The 15,304-nt window shown below is 66.5% G+C and carries 13 protein-coding genes; 7 read left to right on the top strand and 6 right to left on the bottom strand.

The features are described from left to right. From AC1RMG_RS18450 to AC1RMG_RS18440, 3 genes are all read left to right on the top strand, one after another. On the top strand, positions 1 to 324 hold the full coding sequence (locus AC1RMG_RS18450; RefSeq protein ID WP_026020138.1) for an isochorismate lyase: 324 nt from the start codon (positions 1 to 3) through the stop codon (positions 322 to 324). Then, on the top strand, positions 317 to 1,741 hold the full coding sequence (locus tag AC1RMG_RS18445) for an isochorismate synthase (protein WP_123430600.1): 1,425 nt from the start codon (positions 317 to 319) through the stop codon (positions 1,739 to 1,741). Before AC1RMG_RS18450 ends, AC1RMG_RS18445 begins: the two co-directional genes overlap by 8 nt. 356 nt (positions 1,742 to 2,097) lie before the next feature. Then, a complete protein-coding gene (locus tag AC1RMG_RS18440) occupies positions 2,098 to 2,568 on the top strand; it encodes an Imm30 family immunity protein (protein WP_011061767.1) in 471 nt (156 codons plus the stop codon). A 76-nt stretch (positions 2,569 to 2,644) separates the two neighbouring features. Here the strand turns inward: AC1RMG_RS18440 and AC1RMG_RS18435 are convergent, their stop codons facing one another. From AC1RMG_RS18435 to AC1RMG_RS18420, 4 genes are all read right to left on the bottom strand, one after another. Then, positions 2,645 to 3,586, bottom strand: a complete 942-nt coding sequence (locus AC1RMG_RS18435) for an alpha/beta hydrolase (protein WP_346624341.1) — start codon at positions 3,584 to 3,586, stop codon at positions 2,645 to 2,647. 166 nt (positions 3,587 to 3,752) lie between these two features. Further along, a complete protein-coding gene (locus AC1RMG_RS18430) occupies positions 3,753 to 6,173 on the bottom strand; it encodes a TonB-dependent siderophore receptor (protein ID WP_123473545.1) in 2,421 nt (806 codons plus the stop codon). 116 nt (positions 6,174 to 6,289) lie between these two features. Next, entirely contained in the window at positions 6,290 to 7,273 is a 984-nt protein-coding gene (locus tag AC1RMG_RS18425; protein ID WP_125063019.1) for a DUF4880 domain-containing protein, read from the bottom strand. Beyond that, positions 7,270 to 7,779: a sigma-70 family RNA polymerase sigma factor gene (locus AC1RMG_RS18420; protein ID WP_011061763.1), complete on the bottom strand. Its 510-nt coding sequence runs from the start codon at positions 7,777 to 7,779 to the stop codon at positions 7,270 to 7,272. The genes AC1RMG_RS18425 and AC1RMG_RS18420 overlap by 4 nt, the downstream gene beginning before the upstream one ends. 181 nt (positions 7,780 to 7,960) lie before the next feature. Between AC1RMG_RS18420 and AC1RMG_RS18415 the strand changes: the two genes are divergently transcribed. The 3 genes from AC1RMG_RS18415 (at position 7,961) to AC1RMG_RS18405 (ending at position 11,945) form a co-directional block, all read left to right on the top strand. Continuing rightward, entirely contained in the window at positions 7,961 to 8,932 is a 972-nt protein-coding gene (locus tag AC1RMG_RS18415) for a bifunctional helix-turn-helix transcriptional regulator/GNAT family N-acetyltransferase (protein ID WP_493169828.1), read from the top strand. Between the two features lie 223 nt (positions 8,933 to 9,155). Next, a complete protein-coding gene (locus AC1RMG_RS18410) occupies positions 9,156 to 10,163 on the top strand; it encodes a zinc-dependent alcohol dehydrogenase family protein (RefSeq protein WP_065364247.1) in 1,008 nt (335 codons plus the stop codon). Between the two features lie 456 nt (positions 10,164 to 10,619). Continuing rightward, the gene (locus tag AC1RMG_RS18405; protein WP_492574940.1) at positions 10,620 to 11,945 is read left to right on the top strand and encodes an MFS transporter; all 1,326 of its coding nucleotides are present in this window, start codon (positions 10,620 to 10,622) and stop codon (positions 11,943 to 11,945) included. A gap of 17 nt (positions 11,946 to 11,962) precedes the next feature. Here AC1RMG_RS18405 and AC1RMG_RS18400 read toward each other — a convergent pair whose 3' ends face one another. After that, the gene (locus AC1RMG_RS18400) at positions 11,963 to 12,544 is read right to left on the bottom strand and encodes a hypothetical protein (RefSeq protein WP_493169826.1); all 582 of its coding nucleotides are present in this window, start codon (positions 12,542 to 12,544) and stop codon (positions 11,963 to 11,965) included. A gap of 109 nt (positions 12,545 to 12,653) precedes the next feature. Beyond that, entirely contained in the window at positions 12,654 to 13,550 is an 897-nt protein-coding gene (locus tag AC1RMG_RS18395) for a LysR family transcriptional regulator (RefSeq protein WP_011061759.1), read from the bottom strand. A 115-nt stretch (positions 13,551 to 13,665) separates the two neighbouring features. On the opposite strand from AC1RMG_RS18395, the gene mdlC reads away from it, so the two are divergent. Next, entirely contained in the window at positions 13,666 to 15,252 is a 1,587-nt protein-coding gene (gene mdlC, locus AC1RMG_RS18390) for a benzoylformate decarboxylase (RefSeq protein WP_015635942.1), read from the top strand. The last annotated feature ends 52 nt before the right edge of the window (positions 15,253 to 15,304 follow it).

Genomic DNA, 15,304 nt, shown 5'->3' with positions numbered 1-15,304 from the left:
ATGAAGACACCCGAGCAGTGCAGCGGCCTGGACGACGTCCGCTGCGGTATCGACGCCATGGACCAGCAGATCATCCAGGCCCTGGGCCGGCGCCTGGCCTACGTCAAGGCGGCGGCGCAGTTCAAGCCGACCGAGGACAGCATTGCCGCCCCGGAGCGGGTTGCGGCGATGCTCCCGCAACGTCGGCAATGGGCCGAGCAGGCGAGCCTGGACCCGATGTTCGTGGTGCCGCTGTTTGCCCAGATCATCCACTGGAACATTGCCCAGCAAGTGCGCCACTGGCGCCGTCAGCACGGGCTGGATCAAGGAGCCCAAGATGAGTGAATCCTGCCTGTCCGGCTTGACCCGGGCCCTGCGCAAGGGCGAATCCCTGGCCCGACGCAGAGGTCGGGCGGTGCTGGTGGTGTACAGCCTGGCCGCCGAGCGCCTGGAGCCGCTGCGGCTGTTTGCCGCCAACCGCCAGGTGTTCGGCCAGAGCCTGTTCTGGTCCAGCGACCAGGGCGCTCTGGCCCTGGCCGGGTTCGGCTGCACCGAAGAAATCAGCCCGCCGGCCGCCGAGCGTTTTGCCGCCAGTACCCAGGCCTGGCGCCAGTTGCTGCTGCAGGCCCATCAGGTAGGGCCCAAGCGGGCCTACCTGTGCGGCGGCTTTGCCTTCGACCCCCAGGGCCCGCGCAGTGCCCAGTGGCAGTCGTTCGCCGCCACGTCCCTGGTGCTGCCGCGGATCCTGCTGCTGCGCGAAGGCGAGCAGCAGCACTGGCTGTTCAGCCTGTGGGTCGAGCCCGGCGCCGACGTGGCCCAGTGCGCCGGTGCCCTGGAGGCGGAGTGGGCCCTGTTGCAGGCGCGCTATACCCACGCCCCCTTGGCACAGATGCCCGTTGGCACCCAGGCCGAGGACGACACCCAGGCCGCCGGCCGCTGGCAGGACTGCGTGGCCCGAGCCATCGCGCGGATCCAGGGCGGCGAGCTGAGCAAGGTAGTACTGGCCCGGGAAGTCTGCCTGCGGGCGAGCCGCAGCATTCCTTGCGGGCCGCTGCTGGAAAACCTCAGGGCGGCCTATCCCCAGGCCTTCCTGTTCGCCTTCAGCCGTGGCGACAGCTGCTTTCTCGGCGCCACGCCGGAACGCCTGGTGCGCCTGGCCCGCGGCACCCTCAACACCGTGGCCCTGGCCGGCACCTGCGCGCGCGGCCAGCATGAGCAGCAGGACGCGGAACTGGGCCAGGCCCTGATGGACAGCGCCAAGGACCGCCATGAACACGCCCTGGTGGTGCAGACCCTGCGCGAAGCCCTGCAGCCCTACTGCGCGATGCTGGAGATTCCCCCGCAGCCGCAACTGCACCGCCTGGCCCACGTCCAGCACCTGCTGACCCCGGTGCTGGGGCGGTTGCGGCCCCAGGTCGATCTGTTGCAAGTGGTGGATGCCCTGCACCCGACCCCGGCGGTGGGCGGCCTGCCTCGGGGCAAGGCCCTGGGCTATATCCGCGAGCATGAGCAACTGGACCGTGGCTGGTACGCCGCCCCGGTGGGCTGGCTGAACGCCGAGGGCGATGGCGAGTTTGCCGTGGCCTTGCGTTCCGCCCTGATCCGCGGCAACCAGGCGCACCTGTTTGCCGGTTGCGGCATCGTCGGCGAGTCGGACCCGGCGAGCGAATACCAGGAAACCTGCCTGAAGTTGCGCACCATCGGCGAAGCCCTGCGCCCGCCACCGGCCGCCACCTACGAAAAGCTCGGCCTCTCCCTGTAGGAGCCGGCTTGCCGGCGAACCGCGCAGCGGCCAGTTGGCGCGGTTCGTGGCGAAGGAATGCGACGCTCTTGCGGGCCTCTTCACTGGCAAGCCAGCTCCTACGGATGAGCGGGTGTGCACCCGTAGGAGCCGGCTTGCCGGCGAGCCGCACAGCGGCCAGTTGGCGCGGTTCATGGCGAAGGAATGCACCAGGGCGTTGATGGCCTGACCGGAGCCCTTGCCCGCCAGGCTCAGGCGCGGCGGTACGTAGTCGTCCTTCAGGCCATGGACCACCCGCAGCGGCATGCCGATTTCGCGGATGGTGTCGATGGCGTATCGTTGCGCCTCCCTCCCTTCGAGCTCCCTGGCGAGTACCCATGAAATTCGACGCGTTGACCGACATCCTGCTAAAGCTCGAAAACGCCTTCAACGACCCTGGCGAGAACCTTGTGCGGCGCATCGACGCCTGCATCGCCGAGGTGGCCCAGTTGGCCGACCCGGCCAGCATTGGCCCGCTGTTGTCGTTGCTCGACGATGAGGCCGAATATGACGAGGTGATGTTTTCGCTGATTCACGCCGCCGAGCATTTCGATGATGCTGTGTATGTGCCGGCGTTGCTGGCGGCGCTGCCCGGCTTGCAGGAACACAGCCCGAGGTGGGCGCAGACGCTTTTCATGCGGGTGCTCAACAGCGAGCCCGCGCGCCTGGAGATGGTCCGTGCCTTGCGCGAAGCGGCGCCTGCGGTCAAGGCGGCGGCCCTGGAGTTGGCCGATTCGATCAATCAGCAGTCTCCGGCATTCCTGGCCAAGACCGTGGTGGTCATGGTGGCGGCTCAGCCGGCTGCGTAAGGGACGTCTAGGGACAGGTTTTTTGCAGGTGCCGCGGGCCCATTCGCTGGCAAGCCAGCTCCTATACAAGCCAGCTTCAGCTGGTGGGGGCGGCGGTGGGGGGCGGGCCGGCGAATTTTTGGCTGGGTTTGGCACGCAGCAGGGCGTTGATGGCCTGGCCGTAGCCCTTGCCCGCCAGGCTCATGCTGTTGTTGTGGGTGCCGCCGGGCACCAGCAGCAGTTTCTTCGGCTCCAGGGCGGCCTGGAACAATTCCTTGCTCAGGCGCGGCGGCACGTAGTCGTCCTTCAGGCCGTGCACCACCAGCAGCGGCATGCCGATCTCGCGGATCTTGTCGATGGAGTCGAACTTCTGCGACATCACCCAGCGCACCGGCAGGGAGGTCTTGGTCACCGCCGCGGCAGCGTCGGCCAGGGTAGTGAAGGTAGATTCGACGATCAGCCCGCGAGCGGCGGTCGGCGCCTTGGCGCTGGCGGCCTGGCGTCCCAGCTCGGCGGCCAGGTCGATGGCCACCGCGCCACCCAGGGAATGGCCGTAGATCAGGCGCTTGCTGGCGTCGGGCTGCAAGACCTTGAGCCGCTCCCAGGCGATGCGCGCGTCTTCATACACGCTGCTTTCCGAGGGCAGGTCGCCGTGGCTCTGGCCAAAGCCGCGGTAGTCGATGGCCAGCACCGAGTAACCCAGGGCGTGCAGCTGCTCGATGCGAAACAGCTGGCCAGTGAGGTTCCAGCGGACCCCGTGCAGGTAGAGGATCGCCGGGGCATCGGCGCGTTGTGCCGGCCACCACCAGGCGTGGATGTTCTGCCCGGCCTTGAAGCTTTTCGGCTTGAGTTCGAATTCCTGCACCGTGCTCGGCAGGCCGCGATACCAACCAGCGGTGCCGGGCTCGATGCGAAACACCAGTTGGCGTTCCTTGTGTTCGAGCACCGCGCAGCTCACCGGCAGGCCGACGATCAGTGTGGCCAGGCACAGCAGCGCAAACCAGCGACGGCGCAGGCGCTGGGACAGGGTTGGGGACATGGAAGGCTTCACCGCAGGACAGTCGAAAACGCGTTTTAACAGATGTGCCGCGACGGCTGCAGGAATTTCGGCGCAACGGTCGGCGGCAAGGGTTAGCAAATGCTACAGAGAGGGTCGGCAAGCGCCGTGGCCACCCGCTGCCGGGGCGGGCCACGACGGTGGGGCTTTAGAAGTTCCAGCGGGTGCTGAGCATCACATTCCGCGGGTCGCCGTAGTACGACGAGTTGTAGAAACCGATGTTGGTGAAGTACTTCTTGTCGAACAGGTTGTTGACGTTGAGGGTGGCCGAGACGTTCTCGGTGATCTGGTAGCGGGCCATCAGGTCCACCAGCCAGTAAGGGTCCTGGGCGAATTTTTCCTCGGTGCCCTTGCCGTAGTTGCTGAGTATCTTCCAGCCAGTGCCCTGCCAGCGCACGCCGCTGCCCAGGGTCAGCTTGTCGAGGCTGCCGGTCAGCTTGTAGCTGGTATAGAGGTTGACCTGATCTTCCGGTTCCCAGGTGGAGACCTTGGCCCCGCTCTGGTCGCGAATGATCTTGTGGGTGTAGCCGGCCTGCAGTTGCCAGCCGGGAGCGAGCTCTCCGGAGATTTCCGCTTCATAACCCTTGGCCTTGGACTTGATGCCCTTGGACGCATAGTCCAGCCCGGGGGTGGTGGGGTTGGCGTTGTAGGCCAGGTCATCCACCGGCCGGTTTTCTTCATGCACTTCGAAATAGGCCAGGCTGGAGTTCAGGCGGCCGTCGAAGAACTCGCCCTTGAGGCCCACCTCGTAGTTGGTGCCTTCGTCGGGCTTGAGCACCTTGTCGTTGCGGTCGCGGTAGTCGTCCTGGGGCAGGTAGATCTCGGTGTAGCTGGCATAGACGGAGAAGTTCTGGTCGAGGTCGTAGACCACCCCAGCATAGGGAATGACCTTGCCGGTGTCCTTGGTCCGGCTGGTACCGCTGACCTCGTAGTTGTTGACCCGGCTGCCGAGCAGCAACGAAAGATCATCGTTGAGGCTAAAGCGCGCAGTCATGTAGCCGGCGCTCTGGCGGGTGGTCTCGTCGTTCTTCTTGGTCATGCTGCCCCAATCGGGCTTGGGGCTGTGCCCGTCCCAGTTGAAGTAGTCGTAGAAATTGTCGTGATTGGTGGCGCTGGTGAAGTCCCGGCCTTTCCAGTGCGAGTTGGAGATCGATGCACCGACCACCAACTGATGCTCGCGCCCCAGCAGGTCGAAGGGGCCCGTGGCGTAGAGGTCGCCGCTGTCGCTGACGGTTTCGCCGGTGTACTTGCGGGTCAGCAGCGAGGCGATGCCGGTCTCGGCATTGGGCGACATCAGCGAACCCAAGGGCGCGTTGTAGCCATTGATCTGGTGGTTGTATTGGGCCTTGGCCACCCAGCCGTTGGCGAAGCTGTGCTCCAGGGTGCTGAACACGGTGCGGGTGTATTGCGACCAGCGGCTCCAGCTCGCGCCGTTGTTGTAGGAGCGCGAGGTGCTGATGGCGTTGCCCTTGGAGTCGTACAGCGAACTGCTGCCCGACCAGCTGGAACCCTTGGGGTCGTTGTCCTGATAGTCGGCGCCGACGGTCAGCAGGGTGTCCGGTGACAGGTCGAACTCGAGGATGCCGTAGTAGACGCTGGTCTGGCGCTGGTAGTGGTCAAGGAAGGATTTCTTGTCCTGATAGGCGGCGACCATCCGCCCGCGGACATTGCCGCTGTCGGTCAGGGGGCCGCTGACATCGACCTGCGAACGGTAGTTGTCCCAGGAACCGGCTCCCAGGTCGATGTGGCCGGCGAATTCGGCAGTGGGCTTCTTGCGCACCATGTTGATGGTGCCGCCGGGGCCACCGGCACCGGTGAGCAGGCCGGTGGCACCCTTGAGTATTTCCACGCGGTCGTAGATCACCGTGTCGGTGAGGGTGTGGCCCGAGGAGTACTGTGCGTCCTGCAGGATCGGAATCCCGTCGTACTGGAAGTTCTGAATGGCAAAACCGCGGGAGTAGTAGCTGGTGCGGTCGCTGTCGTAGGTGGCCACGGTGATGCCTGGGGTATGGCGCATCACCTCGTCGATGGAGTTGAGGCCAAAGTCATCCATGGCCTGGCGGGTCACCACCGAGATCGACTGCGGGGTTTCCCGGGGTGTCAGCACTAGCCGGGTGGCGGTGGCGATGGTGCCCGGCGTGTAGGAACCGCTGCCTTCGGTGACGGTGCCCAGCTGGTTGGTGGTGACCGTGGTTGCTCCCAGCTCGACCCGTTCACCGCCGCCGGCCTGTATTACCCGATAGCCCGCGCCCTCGGCCACGGCTTGCAGGCCCAGGGGTTTGAGCAGGCGCTGCAGGCCTTCGGCCACGCTGAAACGGCCATTCAGGCCGGTGCTGCGCTTACCGGCGCTGAGGTTGGCGTCGATGGCGATCATGCTTGCCGATTGCTGGCCGAAGATGCCCAGCACCTGGTCCAGGTTGCCCGGGGCGATGGCGTAGTCGCGCTGCTGGTGGTCGGTCACGGCGGCGCCGGCTTCCGTGGCCAGCAGCGGCAGGCTGGTGCTGGCGATGGACAGGCCGATGATGACCGGGCGCAAGGTCGCGGCAAGGGGCGTAAGGCGAATGTGCATAAGGAAAATCCGTGGGTTGGGAAGGGATGGCGCTGAGCTGTTTTCCAGCTTCTTCCCTGGTCTTGATGCACGAGATTGAAAAAACTGCCGCCGCCCTGAAAAAAACAGGAAAACAATCAGGCAGCGTCCACGGAGGCCCAGTACCCCATTACCCGCCGGATGCGAATCGGCAGGGTCCTGGCCAGCAAATCGAGGCTGGCGTCCGGCTGGTCCAGGGAGAACGAGCCGGAAACCCGCAACCCGGCGACTTCGGCGGAGCAGCGCAGCAGGCCGGGGCGATAGCGGTCGAGTTCGGCGATCACCTCGCCCAGGGGGCGACGCTCGGCGATCAGCAGGCCCTGGGTCCAGGCATTGGCCGTGGTGGGCACGGCGGCCAGGGCGCTGATCCGCTGTTGGGCGATATCCACTTGCTGGCCCGGGTCCAGGCTTAGCGCAGGGGCATGGGCGGTGCTTACCGAGCCGCTGCCGGCGAGCAGTTGTACCCGGGTGCCGTTGATGCCCGGCAAGCCGACGCTGAGGATCAACTGCGAGCGCGGGGCGAGCTGGATGTGCCCATCGGTGGTGGCGACCTGCACGGGCGCGGCGTTGCCCAGGGTCAGCAACAGGCGGCCGCTGTTGAGCCGCAGTTGCAGGCCCTGGGGGCTGGCCTTCTGGTCGAGGCTGGTGCGGGTGTCCAGTTGCAGGCTGGCGCCAGCGGCCAGTTGCAGCTGGCGGCGCTCGCCGGTGGCGGTGTGGTAGTCGCTGAACAGTTGCGGCAACAGCAACCGTTCGCGCACGCTCCAGCTGCTGGCGGCCACCACGCCCAGGCCGACGATGCCCTTGAGCAGGGTGCGCCGCCCGGGGTGGCTACGAGCCTGCAGCAGTTGCCGGGCGTGGGGCGCGGGCAGGCTGCGGGTGCTGTCGCGCAGGTCCTGGCCGATGCCGGCCAGGCGCTGCCAGGCCAGCTCATGCTGCGGGTCGGCCCGGCGCCAGGCCAGGCAGGCGGCCTGCTGCTCGGGGGGGCTGATGCCCGATTGCAGCAGCACCAGCCACTCCAGGGCCTGGTCCAGTACCTGCTGCTCCACGGCGCCCTGATCGTCCACTGGCTGGAAGGCGTTCATCCCGGGTACACCGCCGCGTAGCAGTGGCGGTAGGCCTTGAGCATGGCTTTCTGCACCACGTTGACCGAGAGCTGCAGGCGTTGGGCAATTTGCGGGTAGGTCAGGCCTTCGAGCTGGGACAGCAGAAACACCTCGCGCACCCGGCTGCCCAGGCCGTCCAGCACCTGGCCCACGGCGTCCAGGGCCTCAAGCACCAGCAGCCGGGTTTCCGGCGAGGGCTGGTACTGCGGCTCCAGCTGCGCCAGGGTTTCCAGGTATGCGCGCTCCAGGGCCTGGCGCCGGAAATACTGCCCGCACAGGCGGCTGGCCACGGTGTTGAGGTAGGCCCGGGGTTCGCGCAGTACCGGCAGTCGCTCGCTGCGCAAGATGCGCACAAAGGTGTCCTGCGCCAGGTCCATGGCCTGGTCCTGGTTGCCGAGCTTGCGTCGCAGCAGTTGCACCACCCAGTTGTGATGCTGGAGGTAGAGCTCGCCCACGGCGTGCTGTAGCGAAGGGTTGGGCACCATCGATAAGGGTTCCGAGGTCGAGGTGGGTGAAATGGGCGTTTATGGTAATGCTTCTCATTAGTGAGTGCTTGAGTTTTTATTGCCGTTCACCAGGGCTGACTGACACTCGGAAAAGTGAGCAGGGTTGAGGTTTAATTGGTTGCAAGGTACAACTAAATGCCTCACTTGCGAGGTCACGCCCATGCCGAGTTCATCCGCTTCCCTTATCCCATCACTGCGCCAGGCCTCCCGGCAGATGGTCCGCGAGCTGGGCTTCATGCAGGCCACCCTGGCCGCCACCGACTACCCGCCCTCGGCGGTGCACGCACTGCTGGAGATCGGCCAGGGCAATGCCCTGACCGCCGGTGACCTGGTGACCCTGCTGGGCCTGGAGAAATCCAGCGTCAGCCGCCTGGTGCGCAAGCTGGTGGACGCCGGCGAGATCAGCGAGCAGGCCCATGACCAGGACGCCCGCTCCAAGAAGCTGCAGCTCAGCGCCCGGGGGCGCCAGACCCTGGCCGGCATCGACCGTTTCGCCCAGGCCCAGGTGGCCGCGGCCCTGGCCCACCTGAGCCCGGCCCAGCAGCGCAGCGCCTGTGCGGGCATCGCCGACTACGCCCGGGCATTGCGTGCGGTGCGGCTGGGAGAGGCGCCCGAACAGCCGGAGTGCAGCACCATCGCCCGGGGCTACCGGCCCGGAGTGATTGGCCGCATCGCCGAAATGCACGCCCGTTACTACGCGGATCTGGCGGGTTTCGGCCAGCCCTTCGAAAGCCTGGTGGCGCGGGACATGGCCGAATTGATGGGGCGTTTGCACAACCCGCGCAATGAAGTCTGGGTGGCGCTGCAGGGGGAACGGATTGTCGGTTCCATCGCCATTGATGGGGAGGGCGAGGGCGGCGAGGCGCTCCTGCGTTGCTTCATTCTCGATGAGGCCGCCCGCGGCCAGGGGCTGGGCCGGCGGTTGCTGGCCGAGGCCCTGGGCTTTTGTGACCAGTGGGGTTTTGCCGCCACCCGGCTGTGGACCTTCAAGGGCCTGGATGCGGCGCGCGCGTTGTATGAGGAACAGGGCTTTGTGCTGGTGCAGGAGCAAGAGGGCGAGCAATGGGGCGCGCCAGTGACCGAGCAGTGTTATGTGCGAGCAAGGGTGGCGCAGCGCGACACAATCCGCTGAGCGCTGAGCGCTGTAGCCGCTGCTGAGCCTGCGAAGCTGCGCAAAGGCCCGCAGGGCCTTGCCTGGCGGTCCCGAGCCGAGCCTGTGGCGGCCCTGAAAACCTGCGTCTGCTGCGTCGGAATGCCGCCCAAGCCGTTCGCAGCCTGGTGCAGCGGCTACAGATAGCCGGTATTGGTGGTAGGGTTCGCCCCCTGATGATTATCGATCTGTGGAGAAGCATCCCATGCAAGCCATCAAGCTCAGCCTGCCGGCATCCCTGGACAACCTGAAGCGCGTGGAGCTGGCAGACCCCGGCCAGCCCGGCGCCGGGCAGATCCGCGTGCGTATCCATGCCTGTTCCTTGAACTTCCACGATTACGCCGTGGTGACCGGCGCGCTGCCTACCGCCGACGGGCGGATTCCCATGGCCGATGGCGCCGGGGTCGTGGAAGCGGTGGGCGAGGGCGTCAGCGAGTTCAAGGTGGGCGATGCGGTGGTGTCCTGCTTCTTTCCCCATTGGCACGATGGCGGCCCGGCGATCGCCGATTTCAGCACCACCCCGGGCGATGGCGTCGACGGTTACGCCCGTGAAGTGGTGATCCAGCCCAGCCACTGGTTCACCCATGCGCCCAAGGGCTACAGCCATGCCGAGGCGGCGACCCTGACCACCGCCGGCCTGACTGCCTGGCGCGCACTGGTGGTGGACGGCGCGCTCAAGGCCGGGGAAACCGTGCTGGTGCTGGGCACCGGCGGGGTGTCGATCTTCGCCCTGCAACTGGCCAAGGCCATGGGCGCCACGGTGATCGCCACCTCCTCCTCGGACGCCAAGCTGGCCAAGGTGCGCGAGCTGGGAGCCGACCATACCCTCAACTACCGTACCCACCCCGAGTGGGGCGCTGAAGTGCTCAAGCTCACCGGCGGCCGCGGCGTCGATCACGTGGTGGAAGTCGGTGGCCCGGGCACCTTGCCGCAGTCGATCAACGCGTGCCGCATTGGCGGGCACATCGCCCTGATCGGCGTGCTCACCGGCTGGGCCGGACCGGTGCCGACCGCGGCGCTGATGGCCAGGCAACAGCGCCTGCAGGGGCTGATCGTCGGCAGCCGCCAGCAGCAGATCGAAATGGTCCGGGGCCTGGAAGCCACCGGCATCAAACCGATCATCGACAGCACCTTCCCCCTGGCGGATATCGCCAAGGCCTTCGCCCATGAAGCCTCGGGCGCGCACCTGGGGAAAATCTGCCTGAGCCTCTGAAGCGATGCCGCAACCCGGGCCCAGCCTACTGATCGGATCCCCAGAGGATCCGATCTCCGTCGCCGCTGCTGCAGGTGGCGACAAAAGGCGCAGCGCCTGCCTGCCCCAGCCAGCCACTCACAAACAGTTGATTCATGCCAATGGATCCAAAAATAAAGCCATTATCTAAAGGCTTCATCGTTTACAGCGTGAAAAGTCGATAGTGCGCGATAATCGCCCATAAAAAGCACTATTTGCGTGTCTCTCTATTGTTTGTGGATCCATTAATTGATTGATTAGGCCCCTGGCGATGGCAGGAACCTTCCTGGCCGTCCCCGCATAACAATTACAAGAAAAGGGTTTCGTCATGCGCGTTCTCCCAAGGGCACGGGCCGTTCTCGGTCCTGCGTGCCACCTGCCTGTGTGCCTGTCCGTCCCCGCGCTTTGCGCGTCCAGCCCGAGCATGGGAGGACGGCCATGAACCACGATCTCAAGCAACGGGTCGACCAAGGCCCGATGGGCTCCTTCCAGTGCCTGGCGATCGGTATCTGCATCGTCCTCAACATGATCGACGGCTTCGATGTGCTGGTGATGGCCTTCACCGCCGCTTCGGTGTCCGCCGAGTGGCAACTCAACGGGGCGCAGATCGGTCTGCTGCTCAGTGCCGGTCTGTTCGGCATGGCCGCCGGTTCGCTGTTTATCGCGCCCTGGGCCGACCGCTTCGGGCGCCGGCCGCTGATCCTGTTCTGCCTGCTGCTGTCGGGTGTCGGCATGCTGCTTTCGGCCGGCAGCCAGAGCCCTTTGCAACTGGCGCTGTTGCGCGGCCTGACCGGCCTGGGCATCGGCGGCATCCTGGCCAGCAGCAACGTGATCGCCGCCGAGTATTCCAGCCGCCGCTGGCGCGGCCTGGCGGTAAGCCTGCAATCCACCGGCTATGCCCTGGGCGCGACCCTGGGCGGGCTGCTGGCGGTGTGGCTGTTGACTCATTGGGGCTGGCGCTCGGTGTTCCTGTTCGGCGGCATCGTCACCTTGCTGGTGATCCCCCTGGTGCTGCTCTGGCTCCCCGAATCCCTGGACTTTCTCCTGGCCCGGCGGCCGGCCGATGCCCTGGCGCGAATCAATCGCCTGGCCGGGCGCCTGGGCCATCCGCAACTGCTGCAGATGCCCGCGGCAGCGGTACGCGAGCAGGGCGCCGGCAGCGGTTTTGGCCAACTGTTCGCCGGGCCGATGCGGCGCACCACGCTGCTGATCTGGCTGCTGTTTTTCCTGGTGATGTTCGGTTTCTACTTCGTCATGAGCTGGACCCCGAAACTGCTGGTGGCCGCCGGGCTCTCGGCGCAGCAGGGGATCACCGGCGGGGTGCTGCTGAGTGTCGGCGGGATCTTCGGCGCGGCGCTGGTCGGCGGCTTGTCCTCGCGCTGGCCGCTGACCCGGGTGCTGTCGCTGTTCATGCTGGTGACCGCCGGGCTGCTGGTGCTGTTCGTCGGCTCGGCCTCCTCGATTGCCGCGGCCCTGGGCCTGGGGCTGCTGATCGGGCTGTTCGCCAACGGCTGCGTGGCCGGGCTCTACGCCCTATCACCGGTGGTCTACGACGCTTCGGTACGGGCCACCGGGGTCGGTTGGGGGATCGGCATCGGGCGCATTGGCGCGATTGTCTCGCCCACGGTGGCCGGGGTGTTGCTGGATGCCGGCTGGCAGCCGCTGCACCTGTACGCAGTGTTTGCCGTGGTCTTCGTGCTGGCGGCCGCTTGCCTGTTGCTGCTGCGGCCGGTATCGGCGCAACCGCAGCCGGCCCTGGCCTAGTGTGGCCAGGGTGGGGGTTAAAAGATCGAGTCCCGGTCCTTGCGGGTAAAGGCACTGATCCGGGTGTAGCGCCCGTTGACCGATTCGACGTTCAGGTCGCCATTGAAGTCGGGATAGCTCACGCGCCCGCTGGACAGCGGCAGCAGGGCCACCTTGAGCTTTTCCACGGGGATCGAGGTGAACTTCAGGTCGGCGATGTTCGGCGCCATGTGGGGCAGGGCATAGCGGGCGCTTTTCAGCTCGCCGACATAGCTGAAGATCATCGGCGTGGTGTAGTCCTGGGTGCGCGGGCGATAGGTGGAGGAGTAACCGACGATGCTCAGGGTGCGGCCCTTGATCTCGACGAACATGAAGGTCGGCGTGCGCTCGGTGATCCGGGTGCTGTCTTCCAGCAGCGCCCTGGCTTCGGCGGCGCTGATCAGGCTGTTGTCTTCACCGCTGAAGTCGTAGGCATGAAAACCGTTGAGCTCGGTCATGGCGCGCAGCAGCAGTTCCTTCGATGGGTCCGGGTGCATCCAGCGCACGTTGGGGCCACAGGCGCTCAGCAGCAAGCTGATGCAAATGGTCAGGAAAACTAAAGGCAGGGAGCGGGTGCTCATGGTGGTCAGAGTCCTTTCAAGAGAGGTGCCTGGTTGTGGCCCAGGCCGGCCATGGTCGCCCAAGGGATGGGCGGTTGTCAGCACGGCCCGGCAAAGTGCGGGCGCTGTTTCAAGACTGGCCGTCGATGATCGCCGCGGCCACGGCCTGGCGGAACCAGCTCAGGGCGGCGGAGCTGTCGCTGTTGGGGTGCCAGTGCAGCGAGACTTCGAACTCCCCCACGGAAAACGGCAGTTCCAGTTGCCGCAGGCCGCCTTCGAGGGTGAACAGGCGGGCGATCTGCGCTGGCAGCACGGTCAGCAGGTCGGTGCCGGGCAGCACTTTGGGCAGCACCGAAAAGTGCGGCACGTGCAGGCTGATGCGGCGCCGGGCGCCCATCTGCTTGAGCACGTCCTCGACGCTGCCGTGGCCGGTGGTGCGGGTCACGGCGATGTGCCGCTCGGCGAGGAACTGCTCCAGGCTCAGCTGGGTGCCGATGCGCGGATGACGGTCGCTGAGCAGGCACACGTAGCGCTCGCGGATCAGCACCTGGCTGCGGGTGCCGGTCAAGGGTTTGCGGCAGATCAGCGCGTCGACCTTGGCGCTGCTGAGCCATTCGCCGGCCTGGTCCACCTGCAGCGGCAGGACTTCGACTTCGGCCTCGGGGGCCTGCTGGTTCAGGCGCGCCAGGATCAGCGGCAGGAAGCCCATTTCGCCAAGGTCGGAGAGGGCGATGCGAAAGCGCCGTTCGGTGGTCGCCGGGTCGAAGCGCCGGGTGCTGTGCACGGTGTTCTCGATCCGCGTCAGGGATTCGCGAAAGGCCGGGTACAGCTCATCGGCCAGTTGGCTGGGCTGGATGCCGTCCCGGGTGCGGCTGAACAGGCCGTCGTCGAACAGCTCGCGCAGCCGCGCCAGGCCGTAGCTGACCGAGGGCTGGGTGACGAACAGGCGCTCGGCGGCCAGGGTCACGCTGCGGGCTTCGTAGAGGGTGACGAAGGTGCGGATCAGGTTCAGATCGATGTGGCTCATGCTGCCTCATGGATATAGATGGGTCTTATTTTTAATAGAGATAGTATCGATTTGATCAATTTCGTGGCGGCTGCAAGAGTAACTCAAATTCTAAAAAACAGCGGCAAAGGTCCATATGAAAACCGTCCATAGCGCCTCCTACGACATCCTGCGGCAACAAGGCCTGACCACCGTGTTCGGCAACCCGGGTTCCAACGAGCTGCCCTTTCTCAAGGGCTTCCCCGAAGACTTCCGCTACATCCTCGGCCTGCATGAAGGCGCGGTGGTGGGCATGGCCGACGGCTTCGCCCTGGCCAGCGGCCAGCCGGCCTTCGTCAACCTGCACGCCGCGGCCGGCACCGGCAATGGCATGGGCGCCCTGACCAATGCCTGGTACTCCCACAGCCCGCTGGTGATCACCGCCGGCCAGCAGGTGCGCTCGATGATCGGCGTCGAGGCGATGCTGGCCAACGTCGATGCACCGCAGCTGCCCAAGCCCCTGGTCAAGTGGAGCGCCGAGCCGGCCTGCGCCGAGGACGTGCCGCGGGCCCTGAGCCAGGCGATCCACATGGCCAACCAGGCGCCCAAGGGCCCGGTGTACCTGTCCATTCCCTACGACGACTGGGCCCGCCCGGCGCCGGCCGGGGTCGAGCATCTGGCCCGGCGCCAGGTGGCCACTGCCGGGCTGCCCTCGGCGGCGCAATTGCGTTCGCTGGTGCAGCGCCTGGCGGCAGCGCGCAACCCGGTGCTGGTGCTGGGGCCGGATGTGGATGGCAGCCAGAGCAACCACCTGGCCGTGCAACTGGCGGAGAAACTGCGCATGCCGGCCTGGGTCGCGCCGTCCGCTTCGCGCTGCCCGTTTCCCACCCGTCACCCGAGCTTTCGCGGGGTGCTGCCGGCAGCCATTGCCGGCATCAGCCGCTGCTTGGCGGACCATGACCTGATCCTGGTGGTGGGGGCCCCGGTATTCCGCTACCACCAGTTCGCCCCGGGGGACTACCTGCCCGCGGGCACCGAGCTGCTGCACATCACCTGCGACCCCGGCGAAGCGGCGCGTGCGCCCATGGGCGATGCGCTGGTGGGGGACATCGCCGAGACCCTGCAGGCCCTGGTCTGGGCGCTGCCGGATTGCGACCGGCCGCAGCCCCAGGCTTTGCCGCCGGCTGCTCCGGTCGAGGAGCTGGGCGGCCTGCTGCGCCCGGAAACCGTGTTCGACGTGATCGATGAGCTGGCGCCCAAGGACGCGATCTACGTCAAGGAGTCCACCTCCACCGTAGGCGCCTTCTGGCAGCGGGTGGAAATGCGCGAACCCGGTAGCTACTACTTCCCGGCCGCCGGTGGCCTGGGCTTCGGCCTGCCAGCGGCGGTGGGGGTGCAACTGGCCCGGCCGGAGCGGCGGGTGATCGGGGTCATTGGCGACGGCTCGGCCAACTACGGTATCACCGCGCTGTGGACGGCCGCCCAGTACCAGATCCCGGTGGTGTTCATCATTCTCAAGAACGGCACCTATGGCGCCCTGCGCTGGTTCGCCGGTGTGCTGCAGGTCAGCGACGCCCCGGGCCTGGACGTGCCCGGCCTGGACTTCTGCGCCATCGGCCGCGGCTATGGCGTGCACTCGGTGCAGGCCAACACCCGCGAGGCGTTCGCCCAGGCCCTGAGTGAAGCCCTGGCAGGCGACCGCCCGGTACTGATCGAGGTGCCGACCCTGACCATCGAACCCTGAGGGCTGCCTTGTCGCCGGGCGCGAGCCCGGCCTTGCCAACCGCAACCTGCGG

It is taken from the genome of Pseudomonas sp. GW822-FHT04H02 (genome assembly GCF_058800645.1).
Note: the sequence above shows the minus strand (reverse complement) of the source record. Positions and strands in the feature narration are given on the sequence as shown.